Origin of the sequence: Streptomyces sp. adm13(2018), from assembly GCF_008042145.1 — a bacterium.
GTDB lineage: Bacteria > Actinomycetota > Actinomycetes > Streptomycetales > Streptomycetaceae > Streptomyces.
Genome location: NZ_RDBH01000001.1, coordinates 1 through 19,744, shown reverse-complemented (window position 1 = coordinate 19,744; position 19,744 = coordinate 1). Strand labels below are relative to the sequence as shown.

The window sequence follows — 19,744 nt, the reverse complement described above, 5'->3', positions numbered from 1 at the left end:
GACCGGTCGCGGGACGGTCGGGACCGGTCGCCGCCTGGTCCGAAATCCCCTGGCAGCAGGGGCCGGTGGGCGGGAACATGGTCGGATGAGCCCGTACGCCGAGACCGCCCCGCCCACCGCGGACACCCCGAACCTCCCGCCCGTGGACGCCCTGATCGTGGTGGACGTCCAGTCGGCCTTCGTCACCGGTGACGGGGCGGTGCCCGCCGCCGCGCGGCTCGTCGACCGTACGGCCGACCTCCTCGCGCGGGCCCGCAGGGACGGGGCGCTGGTCGTCCACCTCCAGAACGACGGGGAGCCCGGCGCGGAGGACGAACCCCACACGCCGGGCTGGGAGCTGCACCACCCCGTGGAACCCGGGCCGCGCGAGCTCGTCATCCGCAAGCCGTACGACGACGGCTTCGAGGAGACCGCACTGGGCACGGTCCTGGCCGGCGCCGGAGTGCGGGCGATCGCCGTCTGCGGCGTGATGTCCGAGATGTGCGTGTACGCCACGGCGCGTACGGCTCTGGCGCAGGACTACCGGGTCGTCGTCCCGTACGACGCCCACGCCACCCAGGACGTGCCGGCGGCGCCCGGCATCAGCGACGTCATCCCGGCGGCGACGGTCTCCCGCGTCGCCGCCTACGCCCTGGGCAGCGACGCGGAGGTGACCGTACGGGCCTGCGACGTCACGTTCGCGGCGCCCGCCTCCGCCCCGGCCCCACGCCGGCCGTACGCCTACCGGTGAGGAACGCCCTGCCCCTGTTCCCGCGCCCGCCTCAGCCGACGGCGGCGGCCGGGGCGGCGGCCGGGGCGGAGGCGGGCGCCACGAACGTGACGTCGCAGGCCCGTACGGTCACCCCCCTGTTCCCGCGCCCGCCCCGGCCGCCGCCGTCGGCTGAGGCGGGCGCGGGAACAGGGGCAGGGCGTTCCTCACCGGTAGGCGTACGGCCGGCGTGGGGCCGGGGCGTGGTCAGCCCCGGAAGCCCTCGGGCCGCTCGGGCGAGGCCGCCGCCAGTGCCTTCACCACGCCGTCCACGCCCTCCCGGAGGCCGTAGACGGGGGTGTCCGGCTGCTGGCGCCAGGAGTCGTCGATGCCGCCCGCGTCGACCGAGTCGAAGCCCAGCTCGTCGACGAGGAGCCGCACCTTCTCCTTCGCCGCCGCGTCGTCGCCCGCCACCGGCAGGGCGAGGCGCTCCGGGTCTCCCGCCGGGCGCGGCCGGTCCAGGATGTCCTGGGCGTAGGTGCCGTTGAACGCCTTGACGACCGGGTGGCCGATCCGCTGCTCGGTCCAGCGGCTCTCCGTCAGCCCCTCGTCCTCGATCGCGTCGATCCGGCCGTCCCGCTCGCGCGGGTAGTAGTTGCCGGTGTCGATGACGGTGAATCCCTCCGCCGCGCCGTCGAGGAACCCGGCCGGAAGGTCGGGGACGTTCTTCAGCGGGACCGTCACGACGACGATCTCGGCGCCCCGCGCGGCCTCCGACGCGGTGACGGCGCGGGCGCCGGTCTCCTCGACGAGGGCGGCGAGGGTCTCCGGACCGCGCGAGTTGGCCACGGACACGTCGTGGCCCAGGGTCGTGAGGCGTCGGGTCAGATTGCCGCCGATGTTGCCGGCGCCGATGATGCCGATCTTCATGGTGCTTCCTTCTGTCCGTTCGGGTCTTCCGTCCCGGCTGCCTGCTCCGGTGGTCCTCTGGTGCAGCCGCCGCCACCCGCCGTCTGTTCCCGGCGGAGCGGACCCCTTTCCCGCGCCGCGCGCCGGACCGTCTCAGAACGTGACATAGGTAAATTGCACATTTCTGCAATTGGATACATCCTGGTCGGGCCGCGCCCGTGGACACCCGCCGGGACGCAGCGACCGCCCGCGCACCCCGCGCCCCCGGAGGACACCGTGCCGGTTCCGCTGCACCAGGCCAAGGCCGGGTTCTTCCGCATGCTGGGCCATCCTGTACGCGTCCGGGTCCTCGAACTGCTCCAGGGCGGGCCCCTGCCCGTCCGGGACCTGCTCACCCGGATCGAGGTCGAGCCGGCCGCGCTCTCGCAGCAGCTCGCCGTGCTCCGCCGCTCCGGCATCGTCACCGCCACCCGCGAGGGCTCCACCGTCGTGTACACCCTCGCCCCGGCCGACGTGGCCCCGCTCATGCGGGCCGCCCGGCGGATCCTCGCCGAGATCGCCTCCGCCCCGCCGCCCCCGCGGCCCACCCGTGCTCCCGCAGCGACCGCCGTACGAGAAGGATGACGAGGCACATGACCATCGAATGGCGTTACACCGTCCAGCAGGATCTGGGCGTGCTGTCCCTGGCCGGCTTCCTGGGAGCCGACGCCGTGAGCCGGTTCAGCGGGGCGGTGGGCTGGGCGGTCGCGCGCGGCACGGGGCCGGTCGTCCTCGACCTGACCCGGCTGCGGGGCTGGTCGGCCGGCGGCCAGGTCGCCGTCGCGGACGCCGCGCTCCGGCTGCGGGCCGCGGGCCGCGCCCTCGAACTGGCCGCGATACCCGCCGACGGCTCCCTGGTCCCGGGGGGCGAAGGACCCCCCGTCCTGATCCACCGCGACCTGGCCGCGGCGCTCGCCGCGCACCGCGACGCGGGCGCGGAGCAGCGGGCGTGGCGCAGCGACGCCTGGCCGACCACCTGACCCGACGTCAGGGCACCACCGCTCACGTACCGTCCGATTCCGGTCAGGAGCGCACCCGGGTGCCGGGCCGACCTGGCAGGTTCCGGCCATGATCCGATCCCGCGCCGTCCGTGGTGGGTTTCCGCCGCGGCAAGGGCGAGGATGGGGGCATGCTGCAGGGTGCCGGGCCGACGTGCGGGGTGGGTGCGATGAGCGTGCCGCTCTACCGATCGAAGGCCGAGTTCTTCAAGACCCTCGGACACCCCGTCCGTATCCGCGTCCTGGAGCTGCTGAGCGAACGCGAGCACGGCGTCTCGGAGATGCTCCGCGACACCGGCGTCGAACCGGCCTACCTGTCCCAGCAGTTGGCCGTCCTCCGACGGGCCGACCTGGTCGTCGCCCGGCGCGAGGGCACCGCGGTGTACTACGCGCTGACGAGCCCTCAGGTCGCCGAACTCCTGCGCACCGCCCGGCTGATCCTCACCGGCGTCCTGGCCGGCCGCGCCGAACCCCCGGACGACCACCGGGCCCCGGCACCCCGCGAGGAGAGCCCCTGAGGGGTCCCGCCCACCGCGTGCCCTTTGCGGCGGCAGGGGGTCGTCCGCCACGCTGAGCGGCATGTACTCAGTGGTGCAGAACGTGGCGATCGACTGTACGGATGCCTATGGCCTGGCCCGGTTCTGGAGCGGGGTGACCGGCGGTCCACTGGACCCGGAGAGCGGGCCGGGCTCCCCGGAGACCCAGGTGATGCTCCAGGACGGCCCGGTCCTCCACTTCCAGCAGGTACCGGAGGCGAAGACGTCCAAGAACCGCCTCCACCTGTGCCTGCGCCCGACGACCTCGCGCGACGAGGAGGTCGACCGGCTGCTGGCCCTGGGCGCCACCCTGGCCGCCGACCACCGCAACGCCGACGGCACGGGCTGGGCGGTCCTCGCCGACCCCGAGGGCAACGAGTTCTGCGTCCTCCGCAGCACGTCCGACCGCACGGTCACCCCCGCCTGAACGACGAGCGCCCGGCCGACGAGCGCCCGGCACCCCTGCGGTACCCCGCGCCGCTCCGACCCCCGGCCGGGGACGGCGGCGGGGCGGGTCAGTTCTCGCGGGGGTAGGTCGCCGTCACCCGGCCCTTCGCGTCCGCGGTCAGGTAGGCGGAGCCGTACGCGTCGGACAGGTAGACGCTCATGCCCGGCTTGGTCCCGAAGACGGACGAGGCGGGGTTGAGCACGAAGTAGCGGGTGGTGGGCTCGTCGACGCCCAGTTCCTTGTCCGCGCGCTTCATCAGGGCCGGCAGGACGTCCCAGTCGAAGTCGTTCAGATCGGCGGGCACCGAGCCGGGGAAGGCCGTGCCCGAGCCCTGGCGGACGGCGGCGTCCTCGCCCCGGTACATGTACCGGTCGTACCGCTTCGTGCTGCCCTTGACCACCGACTCGGCGATCGCGTAGTCGGGGTACACGACGAAGCTGGTGACCAGGGTCCCGCCGGACGCCTCCTTGATCGCGGCGATGGCGGCCCGGATCCCGGCGGGCGTCAGGAGGTCCTTCTTCACCGGCTCGGCGTCCTCCGTCGTCGGCGCCGTGGTCGGGGTCGCCTTCGCGGTGGGCGTCCCGGACGCGCCGGGCCCCTGGGCGACCGGGCCCCGGTGCGACGGGGACGCGCCGGACGGCCCGCTCCCCGGGTCGCCCGGCCGCCAGTCCCACGACAGGGCGGCGACCGGGATCCCCACGGCCAGCACGACGGCCACGGCCGCCCCCACGACCTTGCCGGTACGCCGCCGGGGACGGCCGCCGGCCGAGGCGGCGGAGGGCGCGGTCGTGGGGGCCCGGAGCGGAGCTCGGGGCGGGGGCGGCGGAACTCGTGCTCCCGGCGCTGGTGTTCGCGGCCCGGGTGTCGGCCGCGCTGTTGTTCCCGGCGCTGCTGTCCCCGGCGCCGGTGTCGGCGGCGCGGCCGTTCGCGGCGGCGCTGTTCGCGGCGATGCGCTCGCGCCAGGAGACGCCGAGGACCTCGTCGACCGTCTCGGCGACGGCGAAGCAGGTGTAGTAGCGCTGCATCGGGGAGACGGTGAGCAGCGGCAGCTGCTCGTAGAAGAGGTTCGTGAGGAGACGGAAGGACGCGAACCACGGGGACGGGGCCGAGGTCACGCCCGCCTCGCCGACGGTCCGGTGGAAGTCGCTGTCGGGCTGCTCGCCCTGCGGGACGACGGTGGTCGCTCCGGGCGGGCCCATCTCCGAGCGGTCGAGCCCGGCGGTGGCGCCGTCGAGGAGGTCCAGCGTGAGGGTCCCGGCGGCGACGGCGCTCTCCAACGCCCCAGCGCCGTAGGCGAGTCCGGTGCGCCAGGTGGCGGCGGTCGCGGAGACCTCGCCGCTCAGCCGCTGCTCGACGACCCGGCGGAGCACCGGCGCGTCCTTGGCGAGGCGCTCCCGGAAGACGGGGCGGACGTCCTTGGTGGGCGCGGCCCAGGCGAGGAAGGCCTCGACGTGGGAGCGGGGCGAGAAGACCCCGTAGCCGAGGCCGAGGGTGTGGGTGTCGGCGAGGGCGACGAAGGCCTCGGCGAGCCGGAGCGTGCCGGAGCCGGGCTCGCCGGCGAGGTCGTCGACCGTCCGCAGGAGTGCGGGCGTCAGGGCCCCGTGCACGACGGTGCGGAAGCGGTCGAGGCGCGGGTCGCGGGTGACGGCCCCGTCCTGGCCGGCGCGCTCGATCCGCTCGACGGCGCCGTGCTCGCGCAGCGGCAGGTAGGGGGGCTGGACGGCCTCCAGGCGGCCGAACTCGCGGGCCTGGTCGAGGTAGGTCTCCTCGGTGAGGGCCCGGGGCGGGTCGAGCGGGCCGGCGTCCAGGGCCCGGGCGACGCCCTCCCAGTCGGGTCCGCCGCCCGGGACGCCGGTGGCGTCGCGGGCGAGGATGTCGACGTGCGGCCCGTGCAGCCACCCGCGGCGCAGCTGGACGGCGGGAGCGCCCGCCTCGTTCAGCGCGCGGGCGACCGGTACGACGTACCGGGCGAGCCAGGCCGGTGTGACCGGCATCCGTGTGTGCAGCCGCACTCCCGTCAGGCCGTCGGAATCCGGCTTCACGGCAGTGCGCTCCAGCGCATCAACCCCCATGCTTTCGCACCTTCCGAGAATTCGAGAACAACGTCCTGGGCTTTCTTCAGCTTCCGGCCGTAATCATGTGCCGGGGAATTGCGCGGGGATAGGGGAAAAGGGTTCGGGCTGACATGTGTCACCCATTCCGTGACGCTCGGGCCACGGCTCGGTTCGCGGCGGTCCGCGCCGTCTGGCTGAAAACAGACAACGCGGTCGGATCATCGCGGAGTGTGGTTGTAGGGTCCGCGCCATGACTACGGAAACCACCGACGCCGAGTGCCTCGCACTCACGCGCAACCTGCGCCGCCGCGGGGCGATCGTCCTCGCCGTCTTCGCCCTCGTCTGGGCCTTCGCGGGCGGTTCGGGAATAGCGGCGGTGCCCGTGTCCGTCGCGGTCGGGGTGGTCGCGGCCGCCGTGACCGCCGGCGCGGTGGTGTTCGCCTTCCGGGGCACCGCGGGTCCGGTGACCCGCCTCGTCCGCCTCCCGGAGAAGTGGAACCGGGGGGTCGGTCTGGTCAACGTGGCCGAGCTGGTGGCGATCTTCGCGGTCATCGCCGCGTCGAACGCCTCGGGCCACCCGGAGTTCATCCCGGTCGGGATCTGCCTGGTCGTGGGCCTGCACTTCTTCCCGCTCGCGCGCCTGTTCGACCAGGGGCAGTACACCTGGACCGCGATCCTCCTGACGGCGGTCGCGCTGGTGGGGCTCGTCGTGCTCGCGGCCGGCACCACGGCGGAGACGATCCGCACGGTGGTCGGCCTGGGCGCGGCGGTCGTGCTCTGGGCCTCGTCCTTCCACGTCGCGCTGCGCGGCTGACGGCCGGCACGCCACCGCCCGCGCGGCCGACTCCGTCCCGAGCGGGACACCGCGACGCACGCGAGGATGCGCCACCCGGCCTGGGCCGGGCGGTCGCATCCTTCGTGTGTCGTGCGTTCAGCTCCGGTTACTCGGTCAGCAGGCCGAGCAGGTGGAGGAGGACGACGACGAGGTGCCGATCGAGCCGCTGGAGGCACCCATCTCCGGGAGGGCCACGCCCTGGGCGACCTCGAGGGTCTCCAGCTCCGCGACGTCGAAGTTGTCGAAGGCCGCGTCGTCGCCGTTCTTGATGTCGTCGATGCTCATGGTGTGTTTCCTTTCAGCGTTTCGGTTGGGGGGTTGTCAGCAGGCGGAGCAGGTGGAGGAGCTGGAGGACGAGGTGCCGATCGAGCCGCTGGAGGCGCCCATCTCGGGGAGCGCCACGCCCTGGGCGACCTCGAGGGTCTCCAGCTCGTCGACGTCGAAGTTCTCGAACGCCTTGTCCGCGTCCTGGCCCTGCTTGATGTCGTCGATGCTCATTCTGAATTCCTTTCCGAATTCTTCTCGGCAACCGTTTGGCTGCAACACCAATAATGCTGACCCACACTGCCCCGCACCAGACTTTCCGAGTTCCGCCTGACGTTTATCACGGCCGGAATAACCGGCGTCATGCCGGACGGACTCAGGGGTTCTCGGGAAGGGACCACTCGGGGCTGTTGAGCATCCGCCACCCTTCCCCCGGCTCACCTGCGACGGAGTCGTCCGGACGCCGGCTGCCGAGCAGGAAGTCGCCCACCGAGGACTCCTGGAGGTAGTCCAGGCCGAGCACCCGCGCGGACATGTCGGCGTCGCCGTTGCCGAGGGCGCACGGGGCAAGCCCGAGGGCCGTCGCGACCAGGTACATGGTCTGGTAGAGCACGCCGGTGTGCCGGAGCGTGGTCGCGTAGGCGATGGCCCGGTACTTCCACGACATGCGCTGGAAGCGGGCGGTGACGGTGACGAGGACGTCGGGACGCGCCTCCATGCCGGTGGCCCGGGAGGCCACGTGGAAGAGGGACTCGCGGTCGGCCTCGTCCTCGTTGCGCAGGACGAGCCGGTGGCCGACGGGGTCGTAGTAGTAGATGCCGGGGACCAGGTCCGCGCAGCGCCGTACGGTGACGTACAGCTCCAGCTCGTAGCCCTGGCCGCCGCTCGGGTAGGGGCGGGAGACGACCTCGTCGCGGTCGCTGCCGGGTTCCGGCGTGTAGTGGGCGCGGACGCGGGCGACGCGGTAGAGGAACTCGCCGAGCTGGCGGGCGGTCATCTCCTGGTCGCCGTAGCCGCGGATGGACCGCCGGGTCTCGATCGCGGTGGTGAGGGACGGGTCGTGCGCGGCGATCTCCTCCCGGGTCGGCCGGTGGAGGGGCACGGCGGGGCCCTCGGGGACGGGGCGCACGGCCGGCCGGGGCTCGACGGCGCCGCGGTGCGGGTAGACGGCGCCGAAGACGTCGTCGTAGCGGCCGGAGCGGACGCGCGAGTGGAAGAGGAGGTCGTGGAAGTCCCACTGGCGCAGCACGGGTTCGCCGTCGGAGGCGAAGACCCCTGCCTCGTCGGCGAGTTCGGCGAACCCGGCGCCGACGAGGTGACCGAGGACGTCGGCGGTGCCGGTCTCGTCGAGTCCGGCGTCCGCGCCGAGCCGGGCGGGGGTGCCGGGTTCGCCCAGCGCGGCGGCCAGGGCCCTGGCCGCCGGGTCGGTGAGCACCGCCCGCAGCTTGACGAGCGGCGACTCCAGGACGAGGGCGCCCTCCCGGGTGCGGCAGAAGGCGAAGCGGGAGAGGCGGACGGTGGCGCCGGCGGGGACGCGGACCGGTGTGTACGCGGCGTCGCGCGCCACCGGTTCCAGGCGGAGGAGCTCGCGGCCGCCGCCCCGGGCGAGGACGGCGTGGGCGACCAGGTGCCGGGCGCGGTCGAGGACCCGGTCGAACTGGACGCGCTCGGCGGGGCGGAGTCCCTCGTACAACTCCGCCGCGGGCAGCGGTCCTTCGGCGAGGCGCTCCAGGGCGGTCCGGACGCCGTCCCGGATGGGGCGGAGGGCGAGGGAGGTGGCGGGCCCGGCGAGGGTCGCGACGTCGCCGTCGCCGGCGGCGAACAGGACARGGACGCCGCCGGTGAACGCCGGTACGGCGTCGGCGGGTTCGAGGGGGCGCGGGCCGGTGTCCGAGGGGGTCTGCGTGGTCTGCACGGTGCCTCCGTGGGCGCGAGGATGACGGTCCGGCGCCGGGGCCGTGCGGGCCCCGGGGCCGGCGGACGGACGGGGCGCCGTACGCAGGGCAGACGCCGGGCCCCACTCTCGCGCGGGGAGCACGCGCCCGATCCGCGGCCGCCGTATCCGGTGACATTTCCCGGCCGGGGCGTGACGGACCGCATTCCGCGCCGTGACTCCCGTCATCCCGGAGTGCCGGATTCCCGTACCGACCGGCGGATATGACCGAGGTCATCGATCGCGTGACACATGCAAGAACCGGGGCGCACGCGCTCGGAGTTCCGGCGTTTCGCGCCCATGCTCGGAGAACGAATCCACCACCGTTCCCGGAAAACCGTCACGTTAGGAATCCGCTGTGTTCTCTCGCCGCAACGCGATACGACTCGGACTCACGGCCGGTGCCGTCGGCGCTGTCGGCGCGGCCGGCGGGGTGTTCCAGAGCCTCACCTCCGGTACGCCGGCGGTGGCCGCCGAGCCGCCCGCCGGCCCGCCCGCGGTCACCCCGTTCACCGTGCCGCTGCCGAGGCCCCGGGTCCTCGCCCCGTACCGCAGGACGCGGTCGGCCGACTACTACGCGGTCACCATGCGCCGGGCGCGGGTCGGGATCCTGCCCGGGCTGCGGACCGAGGTCCTGACCTACAACGGCACGTTCCCCGGCCCCACGATCCGGGCCCGCAGCGGGCGCACCACGGTCGTGAAGCAGATCAACGCGCTGAACGCCCCGACCTCGGTCCACCTGCACGGCGGCAACAACCCCCAGGACCAGGACGGCGGGATGATGGACCTGATCCAGCCGGGCCGCTCGAAGACGTACGTGTACGCCAACCGGCAGGTGGGCGCCACGCTGTGGACGCACGACCACGCGCACCACACGGAGTCCGAGCACGTCTACCGCGGCCTGTCCGGGCTCTACCTCCTCGGCGACGAGGCCGAGGACGCGCTCGGACTGCCCTCGGGGCCGTACGAGGTGCCGCTGATCCTCCGGGACGCGCACTTCGACGCGGCGGGGCAGATGGTCTACACGATGGACGACGCCCTGAACCGCACGACCATCCTGGTCAACGGGGCCCCGTGGCCGTACATGAAGGTCAAGGCCCGCAAGTACCGCTTCCGGATGGTCAACTCCTGCAACCTGCGGATCTTCGTGATGGCGCTCTCCGACGGCAGCCCGATCATCCACGTCGGCTCGGACGGCGGACTGCTGCCCGCGCCCGCGCCCTCGCCGGTGGTCGTCCTCTCCCCCGGCGAGCGCGCCGACTTCGTCATCGACTTCTCCCGGTACGCGCCGGGCACCCAGGTCACCCTGGCGAACATGCTGGGCCCCGGGCCGACCGAGCTCGTCGGGCAGATCATGCGCTTCGACGTCGAGGAGAAGGTGCCGGACACCAGCCGCGTGCCGGACGTCCTCACCACCCTGCCGCCGCTGCCCGCGCCGACCGTGGAGCGGAGCTTCGAGCTGCGGATGGACGAGCCGGGCACCGGTCACCTCGCCTACATCAACGAGAAGACCTTCGACCACGCCCGGATCGACACCGAGATCGCCTGGGGGTCCACCGAGGTGTGGACGGTCAAGAACACCAGCACGACCGTCCCGCACAACTTCCACACCCACCTGGTGCAGTTCCGGATCCTCGAACGGGACGGCATGCCGGTCTATCCGGCGGAGGCCGGACTCAAGGACACCGTGCTCCTCTTCCCGGGGCAGACCGCGAAACTCCAGCTGACCTTCGACACGCACCGCGGTGTCTTTCCCTACCACTGCCACATGATCGACCACAGCGCCATGGGAATGATGGCGCAGATGCGCATCTCGTAGTTCCCTCCGCACCTTCGAACTCCTCGTCTCCGAATTCCTCGTCTCCACTCCTCTTCTCTCAACTCCTCATCTTCGGAAAGGAGGAACCATGTACGTACGCCGCATTCTCGACGCCCTCGGAAAGGACCCCGGGCGCGTGGTGATCCATCGCGCCGACGAGGCCGTCACCGCCGGCCGGCTCGCCGGCTCGGTGCGGGCCACCACGGCCCTGCTGCACTCCCGCGGCGTCCGCCCCGGCGACACCGTCGCCGTGCTGACCGGCCCCAACCGGCCGTTGATGCTCGGCGCCCGGTACGCCGTCCATCTCCTGGGCGCCACCTCCGTGTACGTGCGGTCGATGAACCCGCGGACCGACACGGAGACCTTCTCGGTCTCCACCCAGGCCCGGCTCCTGGAGGACCTGCGGGTGTCGGTGCTGCTCGTCGACGACGAGAGCGCCGAGCGCGGCGACTGGCTCACCCGCCGCGTCCCGGCCGTGACCGCGCTGACCGTCCCCTGGGGGACGGCGGCCGGACCCGCCGAAGCACTGCCGGCCCGGCTCCCCGAGCCGCGGCCGGGGGACCTCGCGACCGTCGAGTTCACCAGCGGGAGCACCGGACGGCCGAAGATGGTCGCCCAGCGGTACGACACGCGTGAGGAGTTGGTCGGCCGCCTCGCCGATGGCCTCGATCCCCGGGGACCCGCGACGCTGCTGTCCGTCACGCCGATCAGCCACACGACCGCGCCGATGGCCGACGCGGTCCTCGCGAGCGGCGGACGGGTCGTGCTGCACGACGAGTTCGACGCGGGCGACGTCCTGGACGCCTTCGAGCGGCACGGGGTCACCGACGTCTACCTCGCCGTCCCGCACCTCTACCGGCTCCTGGACCATCCGGCCGCCCCGCTCACCGACCTGTCGTCGCTGCGTCGCATCACCTACAGCGGCACCCCGGCGGCGCCGGCACGGGTGGCGCGGGCCGTCGAGCTCTTCGGCGACGTGCTCATCCAGGTGTACGGGACGACGGAGGCGGGCGGCATCAGCAGCCTCAACCCGCTGGACCACCGCGAGCCGGAACTGCTCGGCTCGGCGGGCCGCCCCTTCCCCTGGGTCCGGGTGGAGATCCGCGGTCCCGGCGGCGGCCCCCAGGTGGAGCGGGGGGTGTCGGGCGAGATCTGGATCAGCTCGCCGACGGTCACGGCCGGCTACCTCGGCGACGAGGAGCGCACCGGGACGGTCTTCCGCGACGGCTGGCTGTGCACCGGGGACCTGGGGCACTGGGACCGGTACGGCTACCTCCGGCTCGACGGCCGGGTGGGCGACGTGATCAAGCACGGCGGGCTCAAGCTGGACCCGGCGGCCATCGAGGAGGCGCTGATGCGCCATCCGCAGGTGCGCCAGGCGACGGTGTTCGGGGTGCGGGACCGCGACTGGGTGGAGCAGGTGCACGCGGCCGTGGAGCTGTACTCGGGGGCCGGGCACACCTCCTGCGACCTGCGGGGCTACGTGGCCGCGGCGCTGACCCCGGAGCACACTCCGGTACGCGTCTCGGTCTGGCCGCGGCTGCCCCTCACCCCCTCGGGCAAACCGGACCGCGCCTACCTCCGCTCCGTCTCGCCGCCGGACCCCGTCGCGTCGGGCGCCCGCGCCACCGCCGCGGGCGGCCCGCGCGGCGGCGGGCCGGCCCTCAGCTCCCCGCGCGGAGCCACCGCGCGGGACGACCCCGTCCGCGTGAGCGGCGCGGGTCACCAGCCCGATCACGCCTCCTCGCGAACCAGAAAGGGCGTTCCATGACCGGTTTCGGCCACTTCGCCCGGTCGCTGCGGCTTCGGCGGCTCTACCGCCACAGCACGGCCGGCCTGATGATCACCCCTCTCGACCATTCGATCCACGACGGTCCGGTGGTGCCCAAGGGCACGACGCTGGACCAGCTCGCCGCCCGGATCGCGGCCGGCGGCGCCGACGCCGTCGTCGTGCACAAGGGCAGCGTCCGGCACATCAGCCCGGAGCGGTTCGCCGCGATGTCGCTGATCATCCACCTCAACGCGAGCACCAGCCAGGCGCTCGACCCCAACGCCAAGTACGTCGTCGCCGGCGTCGAGGAGGCCCTCCGCCTCGGCGCGGACGCGGTCAGCGTCCACGTCAACCTCGGCTCCGACGACGAGCGGCAGCAGATCGGCGACCTCGGCCGGATCGCCGACGCCTGCGACCGCTGGAACCTGCCGCTGCTCGCGATGGTGTACCCGCGCGGGCCGCGGATCAGCGACCCCCGGGACCCCGCGGTCGTGGCGCACGCCGTGACGATCGCCGCGGACCTGGGCGCGGACCTGGTCAAGACCGTCTTCCTCGGATCCACCGCGGAGATGCTCGACCTGACCGCGGCCTGCCCGGTGCCGGTGCTCGTGGCCGGCGGACCCGCCCTGGAGAAGGAGGAGGACGTCCTGGCGTACGTCAGGGACGCCATCGCCGGAGGGGCGGGCGGGGTGGCCATGGGCCGCAACATCTTCCAGGCCAAGGACCCGCGGGCGCTGGCGGCCAAGGTCGCCAGGATCGTGCACCACTTCCCCGAACAGCACTTCACCACAGGACCGTTCAGCGAGTCGGGCGGCCGGGAGCGGCTTCACAGCGAACGCCTCACCCCCGACCACCTCGACGGCACCCCGCTCGACGACCCGCACCACGACGACACCCACCACGACGCCCCGTCGCTCGACGGCACGTCTCTCGACCATCTGACAGGAGGTCCGCATCATGACGGACGCCAAACTGTGCTGGCTTGACATCCGCGAGGCCGGCGCCGCCACCGCCGCCGTCCTCGAGGAGGCCGTGCACCAGAAGATCGACGGCATCGTCGCCGCCGACCCGGCCGTGTTCGCCGGCCTGCCGCCCACGGTCCGCAAGGTCCTGCTCTTCGAGGACGGCGCCACCACCGTGCCCGCCGACCTCGGCGAGACCGACGTCGTGGTCGTCCCCGGCCCGAAGGACGCCCGCGCCGAACTCGAAGCGGCCCACCCGGACGTGCAGTTCGGCCGGTACGTGGAGATCGTCGACGCCGACACGCTGGAGGACGCCTGCCTGGCGGCCCGGCTGGAGGCGTGGAGCGTCCTCGACTTCCGCGACCCGACGAAGATCCCGCTGGAGATCGTCATCGCGGCCGCCTCGGGCGCGTCCGGCTCCATCGTGACGACGGCCGCCGACACCGAGGAGGCCGAGATCCTGTACGGCGTCCTGGAGCACGGCTCGGACGGGGTCCTGATGCGGGGCCGTACGGTCGGCGACGCGACGGCCCTGCGGACCGCGGCGACCGCGCACGGCGGGGAGATCTCCCTGGTCGAGCTGGAGGTCACGGCGACCACGCACATCGGCATGGGCGAGCGTGCCTGCGTCGACACCACGACCCACTTCCGCAAGGACGAGGGCATCCTGGTGGGCTCCCACTCCAAGGGCATGGTCCTGTGCGTCAGCGAGACCCACCCGCTGCCGTACATGCCGACCCGTCCGTTCCGGGTGAACGCCGGTGCCCTGCACTCGTACACCGTGGGGCAGAACGGCCGCACGCACTACCTGAGCGAGCTGCACGCCGGCAGTTCCGTTCTGGCGGTCGACGTCGACGGCCGCACCCGGCCGGTCAGCGTCGGCCGGGTGAAGATCGAGACCCGTCCGCTCATCTCCATCGACGCGGTCGCGCCGAGCGGCCAGACGGTCAACCTGATCCTCCAGGACGACTGGCACGTCCGGGTCCTCGGCCCCGGCGCCTCGGTGCTCAACAGCACCGAACTCAAGCCGGGCGACCGCATCCTGGGTCACCTGCCGACGGCCGACCGCCATGTCGGTTACCCGATCAACGAGTTCTGCCTGGAGAAGTAGGAGCGCACGGAGCGCCCTGCTCCACCCTGTCGTGAAGCCCCGCCCCGGCACGCCTCGTGCCGGGGCCGGCGCGCGTCCGGGCCCCGCCGCCGCCCTCACAGCAGCCCGCATTCGGCGGCGATGCGCGCCGCGTCGAACCGGTTGCGCCCCCCGAGCTTCTTGATCGCCGCCGAGGTGAGGTTCCGTACCGTCCCCGCCGCGAGGTACAGCTCGCCCGCGATCTCCTTGACCGTCGCTCCGCCTGCGGTCAGCCTGAGTACGTCCGTCTCCCGGACGCTGAGCACCCTCTCCCCCGCCGCCGGCGTCCGGAGCAGTCCCGGATCGACCGTGAGGCAGCCTCCCGCGACCCCGACGAGGGTGGTGATCAGCTGGGGCAGCCGGGCCGTCTTGGGGACGACGCCGAGCGCGCCGGCCGCCACCGCCCGGTCCACCACGGACGGGGTGGCCGAGCCGACCATCAGCGCCACACCGCAGCCCGGGTGGTGCGAGCGCACCTGGGTGGCGGCGTGCAGCGCCTTGCCCCCCATGGTGCTCTCGCCGAGCAGGAGCACCGTGGGCCGGTGCCGCTGGACGGCCGGGAGCACCGCCTCGAAGGTCGTGGCGAGGCCCACGACGTCCAGGCCGTTGGTGCCGTTCAGGGTCTCGGCGAAGGCTTCCAGGACCAGTTGGTGGTCACCGGCCACGACGACGCGAATGGACATGTCTCTCCCCCGTGGTGACTTCTGTGGCGGCGGCCCTCGCGGACCGCCGGTCTCAGCGGCTGGTCGCCCGCGCCGCGTCGGCGGCCAGGCTGTCGACGACGGAGCGGAGCCAGGTGCGGTCCCCGGCCGTCGTCGTGTCGGGTCCGGCCGCGGCGGCCGGGGTGCGCTCGATGTGCCGGGCCCCCGGCGGCAGGGCCGCCGCGAGGGCGGCCGACACGGCGCGGAAGGCGTCCGGCAGTTCGCCGGGGGTGTCCGGTGCCGGCAGGACCACGACGGCGGCGTTGACCGGGGCCGCGTCGGCGGCGATCTGCGCGGGCAGCCGGCCGGCCTCCGTGGGATCACGGACGTCGATCCGGTACGGCAGGGCGAGCAGCCCCGCGTCGCTGAGCGCCTTGCAGAGGAAGGCCGCGTTGGTGGCGGCGTCGTCGTCGCGGTCCGGGTGGCCGGCGCCGACGACGGCGACGACCGCCCCGGCGGCGCTCAGCCGTGTCGCGAGCTCCCGGCCGACACCCGTGGTGGCGTCGACGACGAGGACGACGAGACCGTCGAGCCGCGGCGGGGAGGAACCGGTCTGGAGCACGTGACGTCCCTTTCGAGGAGATCGTCGAGCAGGTAGCGTGATGATCTGGTGAATGGGGTGAACCGGGGCGCTCGGGCGCATGGGGCACCGGCCCCGGTTCGGAACTCCGCCCCGATCGACCCCGGGGCGGTACGACCGTTGGGGGACACCGTGGACGAGGTCTCGTCACTCGATCAACACACACTGGGCGTGTACCGCGCGATCCTGTTCCACAAGGAGCACGATCCCGAGCGTCTGGCGAAACTGCTGAGCTGTACGACGGAGCAGGTCGAGGAGGCGCTCCACCTGCTGACGAGGCTCTCCCTGCTGGCCCCGTCCCGGGACAGCCCGGGCCGGATGCGCGCGGTGAACCCGTCGCTCGGCCTCAAGGTGCTGCTCCAGCGCGAGGAGCGCGAACTCGCTTCGCGGCAGCAGCGGATCGAGCAGAACCGGGCCGCCCTCGCCGCCCTCGCCGCCGAGTACACGGCCTCGGGCCGGTCGGGCGGTCTCGACGGGGCGGAGCACCTCGACAACGTCGACGACATCCGCACCCGGCTCGAGTCACTGGCCGAGTCCTGTACGCGCGAGTCCCTCGCCTTCCATCCCGGCAAGGCCCTGACGGAGGAGTCCGTCGAGGCCGGCCGGCCGCTGAACGAGCGGGCCATGGAGCGGGGCGTCCGCTTCCGGACCATCTACCTGGACAGCGTGGCCGGTGACCGGGTCACCCGGGCGCACGCCCAGTGGATGGCGGACCGGAACAGCGAGATCCGCACCTCGCCGACGCTTCCGATGCGACTGCTCATCGTGGACACGACGGCGGCGGTGGTCGCCGGGCTGCCGGGCCAGGCCCAGCCGTCCGCGCTGCTCTTCAGCAGCCAGCCGGTGGTCATGGCCATGCGCGCCCTGTTCGAGGCCTACTGGGAGCACGCCTCGCCGCTGAACGGGCCGGGGGACGCCCTGCCCGGCGGACTCACCCCGCAGGAGCGCAAGCTGCTCCAGCTCCTGGCGAGCGGTCTGACCGACGAGGCCGTGGCGCGTGCGCTGGGCATCGGCGTCCGGACGGAGCGGCGGATCGTGGCCGACCTGATGGAGCGGCTGGGCGCGTCGAGCCGGTTCGAGGCGGGGGTGCAGGCGACCCGCCGGGAGTGGATCTGAAGCGGGGCGGCGGCCGTGGCGGCGGTCATGGTGTTCATGGTGGTCAGTCCCGGGGGGCGACGGGCCAGACGAAGTCGTCCGGGAGGTCGATGACGCAGGGCATGCCGGGCAGCGTGGGCACGCACGGCAGGTCGGGCATCTGCGGGTGCGGCGGGGTCGGCCAGACGAAGTCGTCGCCGCGCTGAGCGACGGTGTGCGGGGCGGCGGGCGCGGCCTCGGCCGGGGAGGCCAGCACCAGACCACCGAGGACGGCGGCGGCGACGGCGGCGAGGACACTGCTTGCGCGGCGGGGGCGACAGGACATGTGGGTCTCCGTTTCCTGGTGCGGATGCGGTACGAGTGCGGCGTACGTGCGTGTCTGGAGGTCCTTGGCGGCCGGTGGCTTTTCGGCCTCCCCGGCTGCACACCTAGAGATAATCACCGGGGTGCCTCGGCTGTCCGCTTCCGGACAGGCCAGGAAGCTGCCTGGCAATGAGCTGCCGCGCGACCTGCGCGGAAGTACGGGTAGAAGCCCCGGGCGGACCCTCCTCTTCCGGCCAGAAGGCCAGGTGAGGGGCCCGGGGGAGATCGTTCACACATCGGGCCCGGATCCGGCCACCGGCATGTGATGCGGCGACGTGCCACGGGCACGGGACGGACGGCCGGGCCGCGGGTGTCGCGCGGGGGGTTCCCGGGAGGCGTCACGGGAACGCACGGGGAAAGACGCCGTGCGGATCGGGGGTGCCGGGAGGCGGCAGGGGGCGGAACACGTCCGTGCGTGTCCGCGCGCGTCCGGGAGAGGTCACCGGGCGGGCGTCACCGGGCCCCGGACGGGCGGCAACGCGGTGTTGCGGCCCGTCGGGGCGGGTGGGTCAGGCCTTGCTGTAGTGGGCCCAGAACTCGTCCCAGGAGAGGACGCCGTCACCGTTGTCGTCACGCTGCTTGATGAGCACCTCGGCGACCGACTCGGTGACGTGGAAGTCACCGTGCTGCGCCATGAGGCTCTTGTACTCCGCGGCCGTGATGAAGCCGTCCCCGTCGGCGTCGAACCGGTTGAATGCCGTGCGTGCCGAGTCGATGTCCGCCACTGCTTCCGCCCCTTCTTGGTGCTTCTCTGACGGGGGTCAGATTAGCTGGCCCGGCCACGCCGGATGCGCGGGGGACGAGCGGGGCGGTGGTACGGCTCCCCCGGCGGGCCCCGGGGCGCCGCCCGGGGCCGCACCCCCGGCGGGCCCCGGGCGGCCTAGCGGAAGACTCCCGTGTGGCCGAGGGAGTAGCGGCCCGGCTGCGGGTAGACGGCGAGGCCGTGGGGGCCGCTGCCGACGGGGATGCGGGCCAGCTGCTTCCCGGTCGCGGTGTCGATCGCGTACACCTCGGAGTCGTAGCGGCCGGAGAGCCAGAGGACCTTGCCGTCGGCGGAGACGCCGCCCATGTCGGGGGACCCGCCGTCCGGCAGCCACCACTTCTTCGTGAGCCGGCCCTTCTCGAAGTCGAAGACCGAGACGGAGCCCTCGCCGCGGTTGGGGACGTACATCTCGCGGGAGTCCCGGCTGACGTAGAGCCCATGGGCGCCCTTGCCGGTGGGCATCAGGGTCGGGGTGGTGAACTTCTCGCCGTCGAGGACCCACATGCCGTGGGCCATCATGTCGGCGATGTAGAAGGTCCTGCCGTCCGGGGAGATCTTCACGTCCTGCGGCATGGCGCCCTGGAAGGGCAGCTTCTGCCGGCCGATCACCTCCATCCGCTCGGTGTCGACCTTGAGCAGTTCGCCGGAGAACTCGCAGGAGACGACGAAGTAGCGGCCGTCGGCGGAGAAGTCGGCGTGGTTGACGCCGTAGCAGCTGACCGGGACGGTCTTCTTCCGCTCCATGGTGTGCGGGTCGCGGAAGACGAGCTCGCGGTCGAGCGAGGCCATCACGACGGCGTACTTGCCGTCGGGCGTGAAGTACAGGTTGTACGGGTCGTGGACCTCGACGGGCTTGCCGGCGCGGCCGGTGGCCGGGTCGATGGGGGTCAGGGTGTGGCCCCGGTTGTTGTTGACCCAGAGGGTCTTCAGGTCCCAGGAGGGCACGACGTGCTGGGGCTGGTTGCCGACGGGGATGGTCTCGACGACCTGGTAGGTGGCCGGGTCGATCACGGAGACGGTGTTGGAGTTGGTGTTGGGGACGTAGACCCGGGAGGGGAAGTCCTTGACGACCGGGGAGAGCTTGTCGGGCCGGTCGGCGGCGTAGACGTCCTTCGGGTCGAGGAGGGGCGGCATCCCGGGGAGTCCGGCGGCGGCCCGACAAGCTCTCCCCCTGCGGCGCCGCCCGGGTCCCCGCCGCCGCAGCCGGCGAGCGCGGTGAGGAGGGCGGCGGCGAGGAGGATCCTGGTGCCGCGCGTGAGGGGCCGCCGGGTGCGGTGGGGCTGCGCGGGGTGTCTCTGCGTGCGGTGTGCCATCAGGTCAGCAGCTCCGTGGTGGTGACCGCGCGCAGTCCGCGGCGGTCGAGTTCGGCGAGGAGGAGGGGCAGCGCGGCGGCGGTGTCCGGGTAGCCGAAGTGCAGGCTGACGACGGATCCGGCGCGGACGGAGCCGGTGACGTTGTGGACGACGGCGGGGGCGCCGGGCGAGGTGAAGTCGAGGGAGTCGACGTCGTAGGAGAGGACGTGCGGGTAGCCGGCGCGGCGGGCGGCGCGCAGGACGGCGGGGGCGGCGTGCTGGGTGCGGGAGGGCCGGAACCAGGTGCCGATGGAGCCGGTGAGGCGGCGCAGCCGGCCGGCGCAGGCCTCGATCTCGGCGAGGGCCTCGGTCTCGGTCATGTCGTTGACGTCGATGTGCCGCTGGGTGTGGTTGCCGAGGTCGTGTCCGCCGTCGAGGACGCGGCGGGCGAGGTCGGGGTGCTGGTCGAGCCAGCTGCCGACGGCGAGGACGGTGACGCGGGCGCCGGCCTTCTCGGCCTGGCCGAGGAGCGTCCGGGCGAGGGCGGGGTCACCCTGGCCGTGGA

General features: G+C 73.3%; 24 protein-coding genes. 13 read left to right on the top strand and 11 right to left on the bottom strand.

The features are described from left to right. Positions 1–85 precede the first annotated feature (85 nt). Positions 86–730, top strand: a complete 645-nt coding sequence (locus EAO70_RS00120; protein ID WP_148000990.1) for an isochorismatase family protein — start codon at positions 86–88, stop codon at positions 728–730. A 225-nt stretch (positions 731–955) separates the two neighbouring features. Here the strand turns inward: EAO70_RS00120 and EAO70_RS00115 are convergent, their stop codons facing one another. Next, the gene (locus tag EAO70_RS00115) at positions 956–1,684 is read right to left on the bottom strand and encodes an NADPH-dependent F420 reductase (RefSeq protein ID WP_261992558.1); all 729 of its coding nucleotides are present in this window, start codon (positions 1,682–1,684) and stop codon (positions 956–958) included. A gap of 189 nt (positions 1,685–1,873) precedes the next feature. Between EAO70_RS00115 and EAO70_RS00110 the strand changes: the two genes are divergently transcribed. From EAO70_RS00110 to EAO70_RS00095, 4 genes are all read left to right on the top strand, one after another. Continuing rightward, on the top strand, positions 1,874–2,221 hold the full coding sequence (locus EAO70_RS00110) for an ArsR/SmtB family transcription factor (protein ID WP_148000984.1): 348 nt from the start codon (positions 1,874–1,876) through the stop codon (positions 2,219–2,221). An 8-nt stretch (positions 2,222–2,229) separates the two neighbouring features. Further along, the gene (locus EAO70_RS00105) at positions 2,230–2,616 is read left to right on the top strand and encodes an anti-sigma factor antagonist (RefSeq protein WP_148000983.1); all 387 of its coding nucleotides are present in this window, start codon (positions 2,230–2,232) and stop codon (positions 2,614–2,616) included. Positions 2,617–2,804: 188 nt separating this feature from the next. After that, positions 2,805–3,152, top strand: coding sequence for an ArsR/SmtB family transcription factor (locus EAO70_RS00100; protein ID WP_148000989.1), 348 nt, complete (start codon positions 2,805–2,807; stop codon positions 3,150–3,152). A 61-nt stretch (positions 3,153–3,213) separates the two neighbouring features. Further along, on the top strand, positions 3,214–3,597 hold the full coding sequence (locus tag EAO70_RS00095; RefSeq protein WP_148000982.1) for a VOC family protein: 384 nt from the start codon (positions 3,214–3,216) through the stop codon (positions 3,595–3,597). Positions 3,598–3,685: 88 nt separating this feature from the next. Here EAO70_RS00095 and EAO70_RS00090 read toward each other — a convergent pair whose 3' ends face one another. After that, a complete protein-coding gene (locus EAO70_RS00090; RefSeq protein ID WP_148000981.1) occupies positions 3,686–4,348 on the bottom strand; it encodes a hypothetical protein in 663 nt (220 codons plus the stop codon). 101 nt (positions 4,349–4,449) lie between these two features. Here EAO70_RS00090 and EAO70_RS00085 point away from each other — a divergent pair, with 101 nt between their 5' ends. The 3 genes from EAO70_RS00085 (at position 4,450) to EAO70_RS00075 (ending at position 6,486) form a co-directional block, all read left to right on the top strand. Then, the gene (locus tag EAO70_RS00085) at positions 4,450–4,632 is read left to right on the top strand and encodes a hypothetical protein (protein ID WP_148000980.1); all 183 of its coding nucleotides are present in this window, start codon (positions 4,450–4,452) and stop codon (positions 4,630–4,632) included. A 437-nt stretch (positions 4,633–5,069) separates the two neighbouring features. Continuing rightward, positions 5,070–5,753, top strand: a complete 684-nt coding sequence (locus tag EAO70_RS37485; protein WP_187283650.1) for a hypothetical protein — start codon at positions 5,070–5,072, stop codon at positions 5,751–5,753. Positions 5,754–5,922: 169 nt separating this feature from the next. Further along, the gene (locus EAO70_RS00075) at positions 5,923–6,486 is read left to right on the top strand and encodes a DUF7010 family protein (protein ID WP_148000979.1); all 564 of its coding nucleotides are present in this window, start codon (positions 5,923–5,925) and stop codon (positions 6,484–6,486) included. A 135-nt stretch (positions 6,487–6,621) separates the two neighbouring features. Here the strand turns inward: EAO70_RS00075 and EAO70_RS00070 are convergent, their stop codons facing one another. The 3 genes from EAO70_RS00070 to EAO70_RS00060 form a co-directional block, all read right to left on the bottom strand. Then, the gene (locus EAO70_RS00070) at positions 6,622–6,792 is read right to left on the bottom strand and encodes a thiazolylpeptide-type bacteriocin (RefSeq protein WP_015036315.1); all 171 of its coding nucleotides are present in this window, start codon (positions 6,790–6,792) and stop codon (positions 6,622–6,624) included. A gap of 36 nt (positions 6,793–6,828) precedes the next feature. Beyond that, a complete protein-coding gene (locus EAO70_RS00065) occupies positions 6,829–7,005 on the bottom strand; it encodes a thiazolylpeptide-type bacteriocin (RefSeq protein WP_073912617.1) in 177 nt (58 codons plus the stop codon). Positions 7,006–7,147: 142 nt separating this feature from the next. Then, entirely contained in the window at positions 7,148–8,686 is a 1,539-nt protein-coding gene (locus EAO70_RS00060; RefSeq protein ID WP_261992556.1) for a SagB family peptide dehydrogenase, read from the bottom strand. A gap of 376 nt (positions 8,687–9,062) precedes the next feature. On the opposite strand from EAO70_RS00060, the gene EAO70_RS00055 reads away from it, so the two are divergent. The 4 genes from EAO70_RS00055 (at position 9,063) to EAO70_RS00040 (ending at position 14,367) form a co-directional block, all read left to right on the top strand. Continuing rightward, a complete protein-coding gene (locus EAO70_RS00055) occupies positions 9,063–10,523 on the top strand; it encodes a multicopper oxidase family protein (RefSeq protein ID WP_187283649.1) in 1,461 nt (486 codons plus the stop codon). Positions 10,524–10,611: 88 nt separating this feature from the next. Further along, positions 10,612–12,294: a class I adenylate-forming enzyme family protein gene (locus tag EAO70_RS00050; protein ID WP_148000978.1), complete on the top strand. Its 1,683-nt coding sequence runs from the start codon at positions 10,612–10,614 to the stop codon at positions 12,292–12,294. Beyond that, complete coding sequence (locus EAO70_RS00045) at positions 12,291–13,280, top strand: 2-amino-3,7-dideoxy-D-threo-hept-6-ulosonate synthase (protein WP_148000977.1); 990 nt, start codon at positions 12,291–12,293, stop codon at positions 13,278–13,280. Before EAO70_RS00050 ends, EAO70_RS00045 begins: the two co-directional genes overlap by 4 nt. Beyond that, a complete protein-coding gene (locus tag EAO70_RS00040; protein WP_148000976.1) occupies positions 13,252–14,367 on the top strand; it encodes a 3-dehydroquinate synthase II family protein in 1,116 nt (371 codons plus the stop codon). Before EAO70_RS00045 ends, EAO70_RS00040 begins: the two co-directional genes overlap by 29 nt. 95 nt (positions 14,368–14,462) lie before the next feature. Here EAO70_RS00040 and EAO70_RS00035 read toward each other — a convergent pair whose 3' ends face one another. Further along, positions 14,463–15,068 carry a response regulator transcription factor gene (locus EAO70_RS00035; protein WP_148000975.1) on the bottom strand — a complete coding sequence of 202 codons (606 nt, stop codon included), beginning with the start codon at positions 15,066–15,068 and terminating at the stop codon, positions 14,463–14,465. Positions 15,069–15,120: 52 nt separating this feature from the next. Next, entirely contained in the window at positions 15,121–15,648 is a 528-nt protein-coding gene (locus tag EAO70_RS00030; RefSeq protein WP_148000974.1) for a hypothetical protein, read from the bottom strand. A gap of 189 nt (positions 15,649–15,837) precedes the next feature. Between EAO70_RS00030 and EAO70_RS00025 the strand changes: the two genes are divergently transcribed. Continuing rightward, positions 15,838–16,782: a helix-turn-helix transcriptional regulator gene (locus tag EAO70_RS00025; protein ID WP_261992555.1), complete on the top strand. Its 945-nt coding sequence runs from the start codon at positions 15,838–15,840 to the stop codon at positions 16,780–16,782. Positions 16,783–16,825: 43 nt separating this feature from the next. Here EAO70_RS00025 and EAO70_RS00020 read toward each other — a convergent pair whose 3' ends face one another. From EAO70_RS00020 to EAO70_RS00005, 4 genes are all read right to left on the bottom strand, one after another. After that, entirely contained in the window at positions 16,826–17,086 is a 261-nt protein-coding gene (locus EAO70_RS00020) for a hypothetical protein (RefSeq protein ID WP_148000973.1), read from the bottom strand. A 547-nt stretch (positions 17,087–17,633) separates the two neighbouring features. Beyond that, positions 17,634–17,849, bottom strand: a complete 216-nt coding sequence (locus tag EAO70_RS00015) for an EF-hand domain-containing protein (RefSeq protein WP_148000972.1) — start codon at positions 17,847–17,849, stop codon at positions 17,634–17,636. Between the two features lie 155 nt (positions 17,850–18,004). Further along, positions 18,005–19,090 (bottom strand): YncE family protein, encoded by a 1,086-nt coding sequence (locus EAO70_RS00010; RefSeq protein ID WP_410090890.1) that lies wholly within the window; start codon positions 19,088–19,090, stop codon positions 18,005–18,007. A gap of 109 nt (positions 19,091–19,199) precedes the next feature. Next, positions 19,200–19,744: polysaccharide deacetylase family protein (locus tag EAO70_RS00005; protein ID WP_148000971.1), on the bottom strand; the 545-nt coding region annotated here is incomplete at its 5' end.